Annotated in this window: 17 protein-coding genes and 1 riboswitch; of the genes, 10 read left to right on the plus strand and 7 right to left on the minus strand. The window is 37.9% G+C overall.

Annotated elements, in window-relative coordinates:
• Complete coding sequence (locus tag ACFOUV_RS13690) at nucleotides 1-510, minus strand: GNAT family N-acetyltransferase (RefSeq protein WP_379497349.1); 510 nt, start codon at nucleotides 508-510, stop codon at nucleotides 1-3.
• Between the two features lie 170 nt (nucleotides 511-680).
• On the opposite strand from ACFOUV_RS13690, the gene ACFOUV_RS13695 reads away from it, so the two are divergent.
• Nucleotides 681-1,133, plus strand: coding sequence for a YaiI/YqxD family protein (locus ACFOUV_RS13695; protein WP_379497350.1), 453 nt, complete (start codon nucleotides 681-683; stop codon nucleotides 1,131-1,133).
• 64 nt (nucleotides 1,134-1,197) lie between these two features.
• Here ACFOUV_RS13695 and ACFOUV_RS13700 read toward each other — a convergent pair whose 3' ends face one another.
• Entirely contained in the window at nucleotides 1,198-2,106 is a 909-nt protein-coding gene (locus ACFOUV_RS13700) for a macrolide 2'-phosphotransferase (protein WP_379497351.1), read from the minus strand.
• Nucleotides 2,107-2,122: 16 nt separating this feature from the next.
• Nucleotides 2,123-3,379: a GTPase HflX gene (hflX, locus tag ACFOUV_RS13705; RefSeq protein WP_379497352.1), complete on the minus strand. Its 1,257-nt coding sequence runs from the start codon at nucleotides 3,377-3,379 to the stop codon at nucleotides 2,123-2,125.
• A gap of 1,221 nt (nucleotides 3,380-4,600) precedes the next feature.
• On the opposite strand from hflX, the gene ACFOUV_RS13710 reads away from it, so the two are divergent.
• The 6 genes from ACFOUV_RS13710 (at nucleotide 4,601) to ACFOUV_RS13735 (ending at nucleotide 8,864) form a co-directional block, all read left to right on the plus strand.
• A complete protein-coding gene (locus tag ACFOUV_RS13710) occupies nucleotides 4,601-5,338 on the plus strand; it encodes an ABC transporter ATP-binding protein (RefSeq protein WP_379497353.1) in 738 nt (245 codons plus the stop codon).
• Entirely contained in the window at nucleotides 5,335-6,099 is a 765-nt protein-coding gene (locus ACFOUV_RS13715; RefSeq protein WP_379497354.1) for an ABC transporter permease, read from the plus strand. The genes ACFOUV_RS13710 and ACFOUV_RS13715 overlap by 4 nt, the downstream gene beginning before the upstream one ends.
• Nucleotides 6,100-6,242: 143 nt before the next feature.
• The gene (locus tag ACFOUV_RS13720) at nucleotides 6,243-6,677 is read left to right on the plus strand and encodes a MarR family winged helix-turn-helix transcriptional regulator (RefSeq protein ID WP_379497355.1); all 435 of its coding nucleotides are present in this window, start codon (nucleotides 6,243-6,245) and stop codon (nucleotides 6,675-6,677) included.
• Entirely contained in the window at nucleotides 6,674-7,609 is a 936-nt protein-coding gene (locus ACFOUV_RS13725; RefSeq protein ID WP_379497356.1) for a ring-cleaving dioxygenase, read from the plus strand. Before ACFOUV_RS13720 ends, ACFOUV_RS13725 begins: the two co-directional genes overlap by 4 nt.
• Before the next feature lie 29 nt (nucleotides 7,610-7,638).
• On the plus strand, nucleotides 7,639-8,247 hold the full coding sequence (locus ACFOUV_RS13730) for a flavin reductase family protein (RefSeq protein WP_379497357.1): 609 nt from the start codon (nucleotides 7,639-7,641) through the stop codon (nucleotides 8,245-8,247).
• A 17-nt stretch (nucleotides 8,248-8,264) separates the two neighbouring features.
• On the plus strand, nucleotides 8,265-8,864 hold the full coding sequence (locus ACFOUV_RS13735) for an alpha/beta hydrolase (protein ID WP_379497358.1): 600 nt from the start codon (nucleotides 8,265-8,267) through the stop codon (nucleotides 8,862-8,864).
• Between the two features lie 45 nt (nucleotides 8,865-8,909).
• Here the strand turns inward: ACFOUV_RS13735 and ACFOUV_RS13740 are convergent, their stop codons facing one another.
• Nucleotides 8,910-9,863 (minus strand): calcium/sodium antiporter, encoded by a 954-nt coding sequence (locus ACFOUV_RS13740; RefSeq protein ID WP_379497359.1) that lies wholly within the window; start codon nucleotides 9,861-9,863, stop codon nucleotides 8,910-8,912.
• A gap of 782 nt (nucleotides 9,864-10,645) precedes the next feature.
• Complete coding sequence (locus ACFOUV_RS13745; protein WP_379497360.1) at nucleotides 10,646-11,506, minus strand: VOC family protein; 861 nt, start codon at nucleotides 11,504-11,506, stop codon at nucleotides 10,646-10,648.
• 186 nt (nucleotides 11,507-11,692) lie between these two features.
• Nucleotides 11,693-11,737, plus strand: a riboswitch (PreQ1 riboswitch).
• Between the two features lie 7 nt (nucleotides 11,738-11,744).
• Here ACFOUV_RS13745 and ACFOUV_RS13750 point away from each other — a divergent pair.
• Together ACFOUV_RS13750 and ACFOUV_RS13755 are read left to right on the plus strand one after the other, a co-directional pair.
• Nucleotides 11,745-12,230, plus strand: coding sequence for a QueT transporter family protein (locus tag ACFOUV_RS13750; protein ID WP_379497361.1), 486 nt, complete (start codon nucleotides 11,745-11,747; stop codon nucleotides 12,228-12,230).
• A gap of 111 nt (nucleotides 12,231-12,341) precedes the next feature.
• Nucleotides 12,342-13,109, plus strand: a complete 768-nt coding sequence (locus ACFOUV_RS13755) for a DUF3891 family protein (protein WP_379497362.1) — start codon at nucleotides 12,342-12,344, stop codon at nucleotides 13,107-13,109.
• Nucleotides 13,110-13,194: 85 nt separating this feature from the next.
• Here the strand turns inward: ACFOUV_RS13755 and metA are convergent, their stop codons facing one another.
• Nucleotides 13,195-14,103, minus strand: a complete 909-nt coding sequence (gene metA / locus ACFOUV_RS13760) for a homoserine O-acetyltransferase MetA (RefSeq protein ID WP_379497363.1) — start codon at nucleotides 14,101-14,103, stop codon at nucleotides 13,195-13,197.
• Between the two features lie 250 nt (nucleotides 14,104-14,353).
• On the minus strand, nucleotides 14,354-15,466 hold the full coding sequence (yfkAB, locus tag ACFOUV_RS13765) for a radical SAM/CxCxxxxC motif protein YfkAB (RefSeq protein WP_379497364.1): 1,113 nt from the start codon (nucleotides 15,464-15,466) through the stop codon (nucleotides 14,354-14,356).
• Between the two features lie 225 nt (nucleotides 15,467-15,691).
• On the opposite strand from yfkAB, the gene ACFOUV_RS13770 reads away from it, so the two are divergent.
• Nucleotides 15,692-17,305 (plus strand): catalase, encoded by a 1,614-nt coding sequence (locus ACFOUV_RS13770; RefSeq protein ID WP_379497365.1) that lies wholly within the window; start codon nucleotides 15,692-15,694, stop codon nucleotides 17,303-17,305.
• The last annotated feature ends 29 nt before the right edge of the window (nucleotides 17,306-17,334 follow it).

The following is a 17,334-nucleotide window of genomic DNA, read 5'->3' on the forward strand; positions in this document are numbered from 1 at the left end:
TTACTTCATCGTTTCATCTATCCCGACAATCTCACTTCTTCGCTCCATCATTGCTACATCCCGCCAAACGTCATCTAATTTCCCCATACGCTCACGTATACCGATCATGCGGAATCCGGCTTTTTCATGTAATCTTATACTTGATATATTTTCAGGGAAAATTCCTGATTGCAACGTCCAAAATCCTGCCGCTTCGCTTGATTCGATTACGGTTTGAATCAACTTTGTGCCAATACCTTTCCCAACGCTATCTAAGCTGAAATATATACTTAGTTCAGCAATACCGGTAAATGCACGCCTGCTTGAAATAGGGCTTAACGCTGCCCACCCAAGTACTTTTTCACCATCTCTTACTACCAGCCTGCACTCCTGGATATGTCCCTGATTCCATTCTTCCCAGGACGGAGCCTCTGTTTCAAAGGTAGCATTCTTCGTTTCAATCCCTTGTATGAATATATTTCGCACCTGTTCCCAATCCGCATCTAACATCTTATCAATTTTGTATTCCATGTAATCACCCATTCTTTCTAAATAAAAGCACGCTATCGATTATCATAATCAATAATGCGCAATTTGAAAACCGTTTTAATCCTTTTTGGCATCCGTAATGAATTTTTTATTGACAAAACGTATGACAGACATTAATATCACTATCAATTGAACTACCGGGAGAGATTACAATGAAAATATATGTTGATGCAGATGCTTGTCCTGTTAAAGAGGTTATTATTAAGGAGGCTAAGGCGAAGGATATTTCTGTTATAATGGTAACAAGTCTATCCCACTTCTCTACTGCGGATGACCCTGATGGTGTGAAAACCATTTATGTGGATACTGGAGCTGAAGCAGCTGATTACCGGATCATGAAACTAGCAAGAAGGAATGATGTGATCGTCACACAGGACTACGGTTTGGCATCATTAGGTTTAGCAAAAGGGTGCACGGTGCTCCACCATAAAGGATTTACATATACAAATGAAAATATTGACCAGCTCTTGCAAACACGATATTTGTCTGCAATGGCACGGAAGAGCGGAAAGCGAACAAAAGGCCCAAAACCCTTTACAACTGAAGATAAAGAAAAATTCAGGACACTTTTCAATAGCACACTAAATCAGTTGCTCTCTGATTGATCTACGTTGAAAGAAATATAAAGAAATACCCACCAGCAGTAATGAACTGCTAATGGGTATTTCTTTATTCTTTATCAAGCAAACCCAATGTCTGTTTCGCCATTAATTTCATATCATCCATTCCAGATTTCATCGCAAATTCTGCAATGGCTACAGGGTAGGCAGCAGAGAGTTCTATAATATGTTCATACATATTAGACCATACATAGCCGCCTGATTTCCTATAGGATTCAATCAATTTTTCTAGTGCATCCTCACCAAATGCCATGTAATGAGATACAAAGTCATTTGCAGGGTCATCCACTTTTGTCTCTGTCCAATCAATCAATCCAGTTACCCGTGCTTCCTCATCAATTAGTATGTGACCAGGGTGCAAATCTCCATGAATCAATGCCGTCTGTTTTGGCCAAAGATTATCATTCGTAACCCATTTTTGCCATCTTTCCCATAATTCATCACTTACACCAAATTCATCTTTTACTTTCTCCATCCTCACAATCATGGAGCGTTTTATTTCGTCTGGCGTCTGAATACTTAACTCAGCAGCCATTGCCTCCATATGATTGATTTGATGCAGATCAGCCATTGCAGCACCGAGCGTTGTATGATAAGCATCTGGAACGTTTTTTTCATCAATTTCCCATACATATGCTTTCTTTTCCGGGTCAATTGTTCCCGCAGGTATTCCGGTTAAGAGCTTATAGGCGATTAATTCATCTGAGAAAATATTCCATTTCGGTGCTTGAACAGAAATTTTCGGTCCTACCAACTCTAATATCCTTTTTTCCTTCCTGGCTGAGGGAACAACATCTTCCCGTCTAGGAAAACGCAGTACCCAATGCTCTCCTACAGAATCCGTAGCAAAAACCACTTGAAAATCAAGACCTGATTCATTGTACTGTAAAGATTCCAGATCTATACTCAAACCGTGATTCCTTGCTTTTTCAATAACTTGTTCGTTGGATAATGACAAGTAGATCACTTCCTTCTTATTTTATTACATACTTTTCGTATTTATTAGCATCTGCTGTTTTACATTCCACTACCAATCTCGTACCTTGTTCATCATAGGATTCTTCAAGAATATTCGCATGCTCATTAAAATAGGCGACAATCTTTCCTCCCGTATATGGGATAAGCAGCTCACAAGTAATATAAGATGAAAAGACTACTTCTTTAATCATCTCTGTTAATTCCTTCAAACCTTCTCTATTTTTAGCTGACAAATAGATTCGATTATCCTCTACAACTGGGTACTCCACTAATGAAGCATCCGCTTTATTATACGCATAAATTACCGGTATTCCATCTATACCAATATCATCCAAAATATTATTTGTCAGCCTTTGATGCTCGGCATGATGAGGATTGGACACATCTAATACTTGAATTAAAAGATCCGCTCCAAGAACTTCTTCCAATGTTGAACGGAAAGCCTTCACAAGATGATGCGGTAATTTATTAATAAATCCCACGGTATCTGTCAAAAGAAATGTTTGATTTGTATCGAGCTCTACTTTTCTCACAGAAGTTTCCAGGGTAGCAAAAAGCATATCTTTTTCAAATACTTGTTTATCTATTCCCGAATTATAGTAATCCAACACCGCATTCATCATCGTTGATTTCCCAGCATTCGTATAACCGACTAACGAAACAACCGGCATATTACTTTTTTCACGTTGTTTCCGCTGCGTTTCCCGTTGATTAACAAGGCTGTTTAGTTCTCTATTTAATTTGGTAATCTGTTCTTCAATTTTTCTTCGGTCTGTTTCCAGCTTCGTTTCACCAGACCCCCTATTTGACAGTCCTGAACCACCACCTTGACGTCCTAGTGATTCACGGCTTCCAATTAACCTCGGCAGCATATATCTTAGCCTGGCGACTTCAACTTGAAGTTTCGATTCTCTTGTTTTTGCGCGTCTTGCAAAAATCTCAAGGATGAGCATCGTACGGTCAACGACTTCACAATCGGTTGCTTTCTCAATATTTCTGATTTGTGAAGGTGAAAGCTCATCATCAAAAATGATTACGTCTGCTTCTTCCTTATCAATCATTTCTTTTAATTCTTCCAATTTCCCTTTACCTAGATAATGCCCTTGATGAATCCGTTCCAGGTTCTGCGTCAGTTTTTCTACTGCCTGTATACCACAGGCATCTGCCAAGTTCTCTAACTCTTCCATGGAATAAGAGAATTCCTCTTCATTCTGAGATGTATTCACCCCAACTAATATTGCGTTGTTTTTCATGTTATTTCCCTCCATTTTATTCTAATAAAAAACACAGACCTCTGTCTGTGCACTGTAAACTCACCCTAATTCAGATAACAAAAAAGAAGGTAGATTACTCCCCTTCTTCGCTAACGTAACACGTATATAAAGAGTTTCCTCTTAAGGCAGACTGATCCCATTACTCTGCAACACAACAGAGCCTGAACGTATGAAATTAACGATTCAAACCTTGGATACGAAGTCTTAGAGATGCCAAAAGGAAAACCTCATTTCTCATTAGATTACAATAAGTCTAGCACAATGCGATTTTTTAGACAATAATTCCACCCAACCAAACCTTCGACAAAATTCGGGGAGTGACAGGCACTGTTCGGAATATATTTAATTGAAAGGTGAGTTACCTGTTATTCCAAAACTATTTTTAAATCATTTAAAAATAAGGTTTAATTCCACATAATACGGGTATATATATAATACAAGGCGAACCACCATTGGTAGGAATTTTGAAAACAACTTGCTAAAGTTTACAAAGCAACTTGTTTACATGTGAATTCCAATGAGGATATGCACAGCCTTGGCGGAAAATTTGCTTTACTGACGGATAATATACTCGTCAGGGACTAAAATGGTTCAACGTTTGAAGTGTTAAAGCAGTAAGAAGTTTTTTGTAAAAGTGCAATTGGTTAGATTTCGAAGAGTATGAAGATGAGATTGCGAATGTTCTTTGCAACCGTCTTGAGATTCATCTGTTAAGTAAAAAGTATTAAGCTTGTTGACGATTTCGTCAAAGTACGTCGTGTTAGAAGATTGAAATACAAATTTTCCGCGCATCCCTTTGCTGGGAGTAAAAAGCATGGTCCATCGTGGACCATGCTTTTTGCATTCCTTTTATTCACTAAACCGTATGTTAATCAGCAATCGTACTAAATTCCTAATACCTAAACTATTATACTGATCAAATACGAGTAACACTAAAAAGGAAGACCCGTTGCCGCTCCTGTAATAATTGCTATTTTCCCTTCTAAAGTTGGAAATGTCATCATACATCATCCCTTCAATTAAAGGATTTTTATTACAATTACAGTATAGGTTGTAACTTTTATAATAAGAGCTTTCGGGATGTAGAATTAGGCCCCATTAGCCATATGTGACATGAATCAGACTAATTTGGTAAACTCTATAGAGGACAAGAGGGAAAATAAATATGTTCACGATAACTATTCTTCCAGGGAGGACACCATGACACGTAACAATCACTCAGAATCAGCAGTACAATTTAATCATGTAAATTATTCAGATGGAGACACACCTATCATTAGCGATATAACCGGTTCCTTTCCAAAAGGAAAAATCACTACATTAGTCGGACCATCTGGAGCAGGAAAAACGACACTCTTCAGATTGTGCAATGGTCTAATTCCCCCAGACTCAGGAGAGATTATAATTGATGGCAAGGATATCAACCAGTATGAGCCAACAGAGCTTAGGCGTACAGTAGGACTGGCGCTACAAAGTGCGACGATGGTAAGCGGAAGTGTCTATAAAAACCTGTCCATGCCATTAACATTAAAAGGAGAAAAATTGCCTGAAGAACAAGCAATAAATCTACTAATGGATGTAGGATTAGGTGCCGAAAATTTACATCGAAATGTCAAAGATCTTTCTGGTGGTCAACTTCAAAAGGTATCGATTGCCAGAACACTTGTAAACAAACCAAAAATCCTTTTGCTGGACGAAATTACATCTTCACTTGATCGCGTCTCCCAGCAGGACGTTGAGGAATTGATTACGAAAATTAATAAGAAATTTGAGGTAACAATCATTTGGATTACCCATAATCTACAGCAGGCATTATCTATAGGTAACTATACGTGGGTCATGATGAGCGGAAAGTTGATGGAGTCCGGAAAAAGTTCTCTCCTGAGTGACCCTCAAAACGATAGCGTAAAACGGTTTGTACAGGGGGAGATTGAATGAGCTTTCTAACACTGGCCTTATCCCTTATTTTTGTCTTGATACCGATTGTCTTATCCAAAACATTGAACCTGGGGCTGGAAAGAGACACAATCATTGCAACAATACGTTCCATTATTCAGCTTCTTGCAGTTGGCTATGTTCTTACATTCGTTTTTGAATCCGAGAACTACATTTTTATATTACTAATGATTACACTCATGATTGGCGCAGCTACACAAAATGCAAGGAAAAAAGGCGCGACGATTCGGGGTATCACCTGGAAACTGATAGGTACATTTATTTTTGTAGAAATACTTACACAAGGTATATTACTTGGTTTCAATATCATTCCAGCAACAGCTCAATATATCATTCCAATAAGTGGAATGGTCGTTGGTAATTCGATGGTACTTTCTATTTTGTTTCTAAATCGTTTTACCTCTGAAGTGGAAACACGTCAAGATGAAACGGAATTGATTCTCTCGCTTGGTGGTACACCAAAGCAGGCTGTCCATACATCACTGATTACCTCCATTAAAGCAAGCTTAATTCCGACAATTGAGAGCCAAAAAACAATTGGTCTCGTACAGTTGCCAGGTATGATGAGTGGTCAAATCATTGCAGGTGCAGACCCTGTTCAGGCAGTTCAATTCCAATTGCTGATTCTCTTTCTGCTATTAACAACTGCAGCAGTTACGAGTATTATGCTTGGATTTTTATCGTATCCTACACTTTTCAATAAGCAAATGCAGATGTTGAAGATTAGGCAGGAAAACAGTTAAGAAGTAACACCCTATTTCTCCTACTGTCCAATCCAACCCTATGTATTGACATCAAACTGAACATTCGTTATCATTATACTTAATTAAAACTATTTTAATTCAAAATAAATATATTCCTATAAAGTAGAATCGGAGGATAAAAAATGAGTGAGAATTTTTCATTAAAAGCTTTTGTCGTACTCATGAAAGCATCAAGAACACTCGAAGAAATTATTAAAAAAGATATCAGTAGCCACGGAATGCGGACTTCCGATTTCACGATTCTGGAAGCATTATACCATAAAGGCAGACAAACAATTAGAGAGATTTCTGAAGCAGTTTTGATCAATACCGGTTCCATTACGTATGTTATTGATAAATTGGAAAATAAAGGGCTGCTCGAGAGAAGCGATTGTTCGGAGGATCGACGCGTGGTCTACATTCAAATAACGAAACAGGGAAAAGAGCTAATGGATGATATTTTCCCAAAACATCAAAAGGTAATTGAAGAAATTTTTGAAGACGTTTCTACCGAAGACAAACAAGTATTAATTGATGTACTGAAAAAAATTGGTAATAAGTGGGAATCTGGAAAATGAAGAAAACAGAGGGAATCCATCATATAACCGCAATCGTCGGACATCCTCAAGAAAATGTTGATTTTTATGCGAGTGTATTCGGACTGCGCCTCGTCAAAAAGACGATTAACTTCGATGATCCTGGGACGTATCACCTTTATTTTGGTAATGAAGGTGGCCGGCCTGGTTCCATTATTACCTTTTTCCCTTGGGCAGGAGCAAAACAAGGAAAAATCGGGGATGGACAAGTTGGGGTAACTTCTTATGCCGTACCTTCTGGCTCACTTTCTTTCTGGAAAAAAAGACTGGAGAAATTCAATATCGGCTACAACATATCCGAACGATTCGGAGAAAACTATCTATCTTTTGACGATGTACACGGACTCCACCTGGAGCTTGTTGAACGAGCTGACGGTCTGGAAAATAGTTGGTCCATTGGAGATGTTACCCCTGACGTAGCGATTAAAGGATTCGCTGGTGCTACATTACTATCTGAAGATCCAGAGAAAACGATGCAACTACTCGAAACTGTCATGGGACTTGAAAAAATTGGTGAAGAAAATGGAATTTCACGTTTTCTTTCCTACGGTGACATCGGTAATACCATCGATATTAAAACAGCGTCAAGTGGTTCTGGAGAAATGGGTGTTGGAACAGTTCACCATATTGCTTGGAGAGCTAAGGATGATGCAGATCAGCTTGAATGGCAAAAATATATCAGTGAGAAAGGCTATGGGGTAACCCAAGTTAAGGATAGAAATTACTTCAATGCCATCTACTTCAGAGAATATGGGAAATTACTATTTGAGATCGCAACTGATCCACCAGGTTTTGCTCATGATGAGTCTTTTGAAACAATGGGTTCTGAATTAAAATTGCCAGCACAATATGAGCAGTACCGCGAGCAGCTTAATCAAACATTGATTCCAATTGAAGTGAAAAATCTGGATTGATCATCCAATTATCGAAGGAGGAATATCGGATGCTTTCGTTTAACCCAACTAACAATACCGAACGGGAAAATTACAAACTATTAATTGGCAGTATTATACCTCGACCAATAGCATTTGTAACCACCGTTGCAGAAGATGGTACAGTTAATGGAGCTCCATTCAGTTATTTTAACATTGTTTCCTCTAACCCTCCGACGATTGCCGTCTCTATTCAGCGAAGAGATGGTGAACCAAAAGATACAGCACATAATATTCTGAAAGCAAAAGAATTTGTAGTGCACATCGTTGATGAAGATAATGTAGCAGAGATTAACAAAACCGCTGCTACCCTTGCACCGGATGAAAGTGAGATAAAACTGGCTGACCTTACACTTACAGATAGTGAAACAGTGACAGTTCCCGGGATAAATGAAGCAAAAATTCGAATGGAATGCACCTTGGACCATGCCCTTGAATTAGGCGAAGACAATACAGTTAGTACGGATTTAATAATCGGTAAAGTCGTTCACTTTCACATTGCAAAAGAATTATATACAGATGGAAGAATTGATCCTACTAAACTCGGTGCAGTCAGCAGATTAGCTGGTACGAATTATGCAAAAATCGGAGAAATCTTTTCAATGGAACGACCGAAGTAAAGAGAGGAGAATAAGTAGTGAAACATATTTTTAAAAAAGGAAATGACCAATCAAAACCAACATTATTATTACTGCATGGTACAGGAGGGACGGAAGAGGATCTTCTTCAACTTGCAGAAATTATTGATAAGGAAGCAAATGTTCTCAGTGTTCGCGGAAATGTGCTTGAAAATGGAATGCCCCGCTTTTTCAAGCGATTAGCTGAAGGCGTATTTGATGAAGATGATTTGATCTTCCGCACAAAAGAATTAAATGAATTTTTGGACGTGGCATCCGTAAAATATGAGTTTGACCGTAACAATATTACTGCAGTCGGCTATTCAAATGGAGCAAATATTGCCGCCAGCTTGCTATTCCATTATAAAGATGCATTAAAAGGAGCGATTTTGCATCACCCAATGGTTCCAAGAAGAGGAATCGAATTGCCCGATCTCTCAGGTAAAAGTATATTTATTGCAGCCGGTACGAATGATCCAATTTGTCCTGCACAGGAATCAGAAGAACTAAAAACGTTATTAGAAAACGCTGGTTCCGATGTAGAACTCCACTGGGAAAACAGAGGCCATCAACTGACAATGGATGAAGTACAAGCAGCAACAACATGGTATAAAAATTAAAGACTCCGAAGTTCTTCCAGTTAAATGGGTAGAACTTCGGAGTCTTTAATTTCTGATAATCACATAGATAAGGTAAGCGACATACGCCAACGCCAGTATGAGACCCTCGCGTTTTCCAATTTTGAAATTCGTTCTGGAAAATATTAATAATATTATCGTTAAAACAACCATAATGAACAGGTCAATAAAAACTTTTCCATCAAATGCAAGTGGTGTGATAACGGACGATGCACCTAGAACTAGAAGGATATTAAAAATATTACTTCCAACAATATTTCCTAGCGCAATTTCACTTTGTTTCTTCAACGCTGCCGATACGGACGTCACGAGTTCAGGGAGAGAAGTTCCTATAGCTACAATGGTAAGACCTACTAATGTTTCACTCATACCAAGTGAATATGCTATTTCAGTTGCATTCGATACAACCAATTCTCCGCCAATAATGATAGCTGCCAGTCCAACTAGCGAGAAAGTAATATTTTTCCCCCATGTAACTCCTTCAGGCAAAGGTTCCTCCTTTGAAGCATTCCTATCCTTAAAAGCAATTTCAAAAACATAAATCATAAAAATACTAAAGAACAAGAGAAGAATGAAACCATCACCTCGAGTAATCAAGTTATTCATTTCACCTTGAAGAAAAACATCACTCATAACAATTAGTAACGCAGCGGTAGATAACAACGTAAAAGGTATTTCTTTTTTAATTGTTTCATTCTGTACCTTTAATGGATATAAAAATGCGGCCAAACCAACTACCAATGTAATATTAAATATATTACTCCCAACCACATTACCCATCGCTACATCTGCACTGCCATCCAATGCAGCAAAAATACTTACTGTCAGCTCCGGAGAACTTGTACCAAAGGCGACAATTGTAAGACCAATAAGAATCGGTGATATACGTAGCAATGCAGCAATATTGGAGGAACCATCAACAAACCAATCCGCACCCTTAATTAATAAAGCAAATCCTAAAATTAATAAAATGTAAGCCATGTTGTGTTCTTCCTTTTATAGATTATTTTATTACATATTATTACTTTACCCTTAATTAGAAAATAAATCTCAACTAGTGACTCAACTTTCGCAGAATTTTGCTATTTTTTATCTTCGCATTTTACATAAATTCCGAAGTAACTGCTGGTTGATTTCAATCATATCAGTATATAGAAACTTCGGCGACCGCTCGGGGAAATATACTGCGCTTTCCACGGGCGGCTGGTGAGCCCCTTCATGCTAACGCATTTCAGTGTCTCACCGATGCCTCTCTTCCCGTAGGAGTCTCCGTATATTTCCCCGAGCTGGTTAGAAGGTTGCTGACAATGACAATGACTACACCTGCTAATAGCTAAAATATCATCCTACAGCTTCACCAGTCCGGGTGAGCGGCGGGCGGTGACTCCTGCGGGAATAGCACGTGTCCGAAGACCAGAAGAGTGGTTTTCTCTTCGGGGCTGAGGCCGTGCCCTAAGGATGCGCATCCGCCCAGAGCGATCATGGACGGCAGCAAGAGCGCATTTCTCCTGAAAATAAATCTAAAGTTAGTTCGCATTTTATCTCAACTCTGCGATGATTAAAAAGCATTAAACATTACGAAAATATCCTTATTCTTACCAAGTTTAGCAAGCTGGTTAGTAAAGACATGCTAAGTTTACCCCAGTTACCTGTTTGATACCTATTTTATTGGTCGAAAGGTGATTAATGATAAAAAGAAATATTTCTATACATAATGAAGAAGAAGCTACTGAAAATGAATTCCAGTAGCTTCTTCTTCATTATTAATTTAGTCTTAGCTGAATCGTATTTCCTGAAGGATCTTCCGTTACATAATAATCTTCTTCTGCTTTCACCGAAGCTCCTACTTTTTCCAAATTTATCTTTGTTTTATGAAGCGCATCCTCATCAGGGAAATTCAGTGTAAACCAATTCAATCCTGCGCTGTTTTCAGTAGGTGTAGGCGCACCGACTCCATTCCAGACGTTTAAACCTATATGGTGATGATAGCCATTATGTGATGTGAAAAGCGCCCCTGGAAATTCCGTAACGACGTCATACCCAAGACCATTCACGTAGAACCTTCTTGTTTTTTCTATATCAGAAACATGAAGATGAATATGTCCAATGACCGTATCGGTTGGCATCCCTTTCCAACCCTCTTCTGTTTCAGCAAGTAAATCATCTCCATCTAGCGCTACTGTTGCCATGGATACTTGATTATCAGACCAATTCCATTCAGAAGAATCACGGTCATGAGCAATCTCTATGCCGTTTCCATCCGGGTCATCAAAGTATAGAGCCTCACTGACATAGTGATCGGATGCCCCTAGACGCATTTGGCCACCAGAAGCCTGTATAATGTGTTTCAGGAATGCGGATAAATCTCCGCGAGTTGGCAAGAGAATTGCAAAGTGATATAATCCGGTCGTTCTTGCCTCTTTTGGTGCAACATTTTCTGGCTGTTCTAATGTTAATAATGGTATTTTACCATCCGCAGATAGAACTGCTTTGTATTCTTCTTCTACCAATACTTTAAATCCCATAAAATCTTTATAAAAAGTAATGGATTTCTTTAAGTCTGTCACATTTATATTAACTTCTCCTACGTATATTGTCGGTTGTTCGAAAAATTTCTTTTCCATAACTATCTCCCTTTACACTTTTTTATGTTTAACTTACTTTTAATTACATGTTTATACTTAGTTACTTTATGTAAGTATTATAATGATTTTTTTTATTATTGTCAAATGACCCTTATTAAAAATAGTAAGAAGTAAATAAAAAAGGCTTTTCTTTTATTTGTTTTTGTATTATACTTGCTTGCATTGCTTTACGTGGTTCGTAACCATCCCACGAAAAAAAACTAAGGAGAGATTTACAATGACCGTAAGAACACTTGTAATTAATGGTTTATTAGCAGCATTATATATTGCTGTATCTGCACTTATTATACCTTTTGGGTTTACAAATATTCAATTCCGCATTTCCGAAGTATTCAATCACCTGATTGTGTTTGATAAACGTTACTTCTTCGGAATTGTACTAGGTGTATTTTTATATAACCTTTTATTCTCCCCATTAGGGTGGTATGATTTGGTTTTCGGAGTTGCCCATTCAGCTATCTCATTGGGTATTATCATATTACTTGCAAAATATATAAAAAATATTTGGGTGCTTCTTGTTGCAAATACAATAGTCTTCACATTCAATATGTTTATTATTGCATTTGAATTGAATCTAGCATTGGCACTGCCATTCCTATTTACATGGCTTACTACAGCTATTGGCGAATTTGTTGTGCTGGCAATCGGTATTCCAATCATTTATGCTCTAAATAAAAGATTACATTTTGATAAACTAATTTAAATTACTTCATCATTCGTTTTAATTTTGCGGATGATGAAGTTTTTATTTTGCCCGCTCGACAACATTGCTTATACTGATAGTACATTCCACACCGGAAAGGATGGAGTTTAAATGATTGTCAGAGAACATGACCAGCATTTTGTATTAATTCAGCAGGATCACCACGCCCAAATCTCAGGAGATATTATGAAGCAGTGGAAATCGGATTATTTTCATGGTATGGAACTTCGTGAGTCGGTTGAATACGCTGCTTATCAACATGATCATGGTTGGAAGGAGTTTGATAAGCAACCCTTTTTGAATGATAAAGAAAAGGTACCATTTTCCTTTTTTGATTTTCCTAACCTACCCAAAATCATTCTATATAAACACGGTATTGATGAAGTACAAAAAGTAGATCCCTATGCTGGAATGCTTTGTAGCGAGCATTATAAACGCTTTTTATTGAACAATACTTCACTTGAAGCACAGGCATTTGTTACGTATGAGGAAATGCGTCAACAAACGATAATTGACACACTAAACAAATTCAACAAACGTTTGTTTGAATTTCATTATAGTCTTCTCCAGCTTGCAGATAACCTTTCATTATACATTTGTATGAATGAGCCAGGTGCTGAAAAACAAAATGAGCATTCTTTTTTTAAAAAAGGTATTCCAACCAGCACCACTCTCCATGAATTCTGTAAACAGAAAATACAACTTCGATGGCTAAATGATCATACCGTAGTGATAAATGACTTTCCGTTTGAGGAATCAATTGAGATTACTTTAAAACAAAAGGTTATTGCAAAAGATACGATTGCTACGAAAGGATTAATTGATAGTTATGAAGAGGCTTCTTTTGAGGAAGTACCAATCACCATTTTGCCGGAGTAATTTCCTGCTTGTAGAGTAATCAAAAATAAGAAAAGCTGAACTACCTATACACGCGGAAGTTCAGCTTTTTAATACTTTTTCGAAATCAATCCCATTCATAGGGAGTTGCCTGGTATACATAGTAATTGAGCCAATTCGAAAACAACAGACTGCAATGGCTTTTCCATCGATATAATGGTGCCTTTTCCGGATCATCATCTGGGAAATAGTTCTCCGGCATTTGTGTTTTAATACCTCGTTCATGATCCCGTTGATATTCCTCCGCCAACGTTGTAGCGTCATATTCTAAATGACCGGTAGCCATTATATTTTTACCATCTTTGGATCCAGCAAGAAAAACTCCAGCTTGATCGGAATGAGCCAGTACTTGAAGTTCCGGATGATTCCTTATCCGCTCATACTCAATATCGGTGTATCTAGAATGTGGTGCAAGGAAATGGTCATCAAACCCGCGAACAAGATTTTCATTAGGTAGTAATACTTCATGTTCATATATACCAAAACATTTTTTCGGCAATTCATATTTATTTATTCCATAATGGTGGTAAAATGCAGCCTGTGCACCCCAGCATATATGTAAAGTTGAAGTTACGTTCTCTTGGGACCAGTCCATAATATCCTGTAGTTCTTCCCAATAATCAACTTCTTCAAATGGAATAAGTTCTACCGGAGAACCAGTAATAATCATTCCATCGAATTTCTTTTTATTTACCTCAGAAAACGACTGATAGAAAGTGTCTAAATGAAGCTTACTTGTATTTTTCGAATGATGTGTTGTCATCCTTAAAAAAGATATATTTACCTGGATGGGTGTATTCCCTAGAAATCGAAGCAGCTGGGCCTCCGCTTTTTCCTTTTCAGGCATCAAATTTAAGATTAATATATTTAATGGACGAATATCCTGCATTGTGGCACGTTCTTCCTCCATCACAAATATATTTTCCTTTTCAAGAATTTCCTTTGCCGGTAGTTGAGCTGGTATTCTTATAGGCATATAAAAAGCCCCCTTTCTTAGACATTCCTAGTTGTATCAAAATCTATTAGATATTCAAACGATTGTCAATACTAATTCAATGAATTTTTTAGGTAATACTATTAGTTTATCAGAAGAAAGGGTCCATATGTCAAAGGTTAATCAAATTGTTGCTATATTCTGTTGTTAATCCCCTCTTCTTTTAATTACTAACATTTTTTCCTTTGTTTTTACTGGATATGTGCCTGACTGAAATATAGTTATACACTAGTTATACACTAATATTGGCACTTCTCTTTTCAAAATCAGCATTTGGATAGTATGCATTCTTTACTAAAACATTTGGCCCCAGACATTTAACTGCCGGACAGTGACAGTTGAGGCTTTTTGCGGTATTTGTTTTCAACCATGTTGCATAGGAATCCAGTAAAGACGTTGTTTGGATATTACCAAGTGAAGGCTCATCAGCAAAATCAGTTACAATTACTTCGCCTGTGAAAATATTTACATTAAGACGCGAGCGACCATCCGGGTCATTTCTAATGGTCACATTCCTCTCTTTATACAAGCGTTTTAAAAGCTCTAATTCTTCCTTTGAAGAACTACAAGCATAAAATGGAAGTGTACCAAACAACATCCACATATTTTCATTACGGTGATCCAACAGACGTTGAATTCCTGTTTGCATTTCATCCAGACTTAGTATTTCCAGATTACTGGCAAAATCGACGGGGTACATTGGGTGAATCTCGTGTCGAGCACAACCCATTTCGACAACATGATTATGAATTTTTTCGAGATATGGAAATGTACGCTTATTAAGCATCGTTTCTGCTGATACCATTACCCCTTCTTTAGCAAGACGCTGGGAGTTCTCCACCATTCGCTTAAAATATTTTTTGCGGTTCTCTTCAGAAGGCTTACGTTCCATCAGCGCAAATCCCGTTTCTGCAAATTCATTCTCTGTTCCCCAGTTATGGGAAATATGCAGGACATCCAAATATGGAATAATCTCTTCATAGCGACTATATGGTAATGTCAGGTTAGAATTTATTTGTGTTTTCACTCCCCTAGCATGAGCATATCTCAACAATGGAAGTACATATTCCCTTACTGATTTTTTATTCATCATTGGCTCCCCACCAGTGATACTTAGTGTGCGAAGATGGGGGATTTCATCCAGTCTTCGTTGAATAATCTCCATCGGCAACGCTTCAGGGTCCATACTTTGCAATGTGTAACCTACAGCACAATGAGCACATCGCATATTACACATATATGTCGTCGTAAATTCAATATTGGATAAGGTCATCTCTCCATGTTGTTCCACGTCCATGTATGCTTCCCATGGATCATTGGCAGGAATTATAGTCTTCTCTTTCATATTCACTGATCCAACTTCCTTTCTCTATATTCCTTATATTAACATTTTTAGTTACCTTTACTAACCACTTCTTAAAACTTACATCACTCGATATGGAAATATAGTTTTTACCCGAGTGATTATTTTTGGATAACTCGATTATTTTCAGTGTTCCAGGGTAATTATAGTTAATATGAGTCTTTATTTGGCTACAGCCGAAAATCTAAATGGAAAAGAGGAGAACGAATGACTAAAGATCCATCAAAACAGAATAAATCCGGAAATGTGGAAAATGACGATACGTTAACCACCAGACAGGGGCACCCCGTTACAAACAACCAAAACATAAGAACTGTCGGCAATCGTGGACCCGCTACGCTTGAGAACTATGATTTCATTGAAAAAATCAGTCATTTTGATAGAGAAAAAGTTCCTGAGCGAATTGTTCATGCACGTGGAGCTGGAGCACATGGTTATTTTGAGACTTATGGAACAGTTGGTGAAGATCCGGTCTCAAAATATACAAGGGCAAAAGTATTTCAAGATAAAGGAAAACAAACTCCTGTTTTTGTAAGATTTTCAACGGTAGTACACGGCATGCACTCCCCTGAAACTGTAAGGGATCCTCGTGGTTTTGCAGTTAAATTTTACACAGAAGATGGTAACTGGGACTTAGTTGGTAACAATATTAAAATATTTTTCATTCGCGACGCCATGAAATTTCCGGATATGATTCATGCATTCCGACCTGATCCGGTAACAAATATTCAGGATAGTGAGCGTTTCTTTGATTTTTGTTCCAATTCTCCAGAATCTTTTCATATGGTTACATTCATTTACTCGCCTTGGGGAATTCCTGCAAACTACCGAATGATGCAAGGATCCGGAGTAAACACGTATAGATGGGTAAACAGTGAGGGAGAAGCTGTACTTGTTAAATATCACTGGGAACCAAAACAAGGAATTAAAAATCTAACAATGAAAGAAGCAGAAGAAATACAAGGTAAAAACTTTAACCATGCTACACAAGATTTATATGATTCGATTGAGAAAGGTGATTATCCGGAGTGGGAGCTATTTGTACAAATTATGAGTGATGATGAGCATCCTGAATTGGATTTTGATCCACTTGATGATACAAAACTCTGGCCAGAGGACCAGTTCCCATGGCTACCTGTAGGGAAAATGGTATTGAATAAAAACCCGGAAAATTATTTTAATGAAGTAGAACAGGCTTCGTTTGGTACTGGAGTTCTCGTGGACGGTCTTGACTTCTCCGATGATAAAATGCTCCAGGGCAGAACCTTCTCCTATTCTGATACGCAACGGTATCGCGTAGGTGCAAACTACTTGCAGTTGCCGATTAATGCTGCTAAAAAACGTGTTGCCACGAATCAGGAAGGTGGACAATTGCGTTATGAAAATGATAAAGCACCTGGTCAAAATCCACATGTGAACTATGAACCTTCCGTACTTGGTGGGCTGAAAGAAGCAGAACAGACTGGTTCAGATCATACACCACAAGTAGAAGGTAAACTTGTACGCGAATCCATTGATCGAAATAATAATACAAAACAAGCTGGTGAAACATACCGCATGTTTAAAGACTGGGAAAAAGATGAGTTGATTTCCAACCTTGTTGGCGATTTATCTGAATGTGATCAGCGTATTCAGGATAAGATGATCGCTCTTGCGGAAGCAGCTGATGAAGAATACGGACGCAGATTACGTGAAGGGTTGGAAAATGCAAGCAAAATGATGGATAAGGATGGAACAAGCCAAAACCCACTAGGAGCTAAAGATGCAGAAAAAGCACCTGAAGAAGCAGTTAAGAAAGGTCACGACGCAGAACCTTATTAAAAGAAGCCAATTGGCTTCTTTTTTTGTTA

The sequence above is a fragment of the Oceanobacillus longus genome, assembly GCF_042650085.1.
Taxonomy (GTDB): Bacteria; Bacillota; Bacilli; order Bacillales; family Amphibacillaceae; genus Oceanobacillus; species Oceanobacillus longus.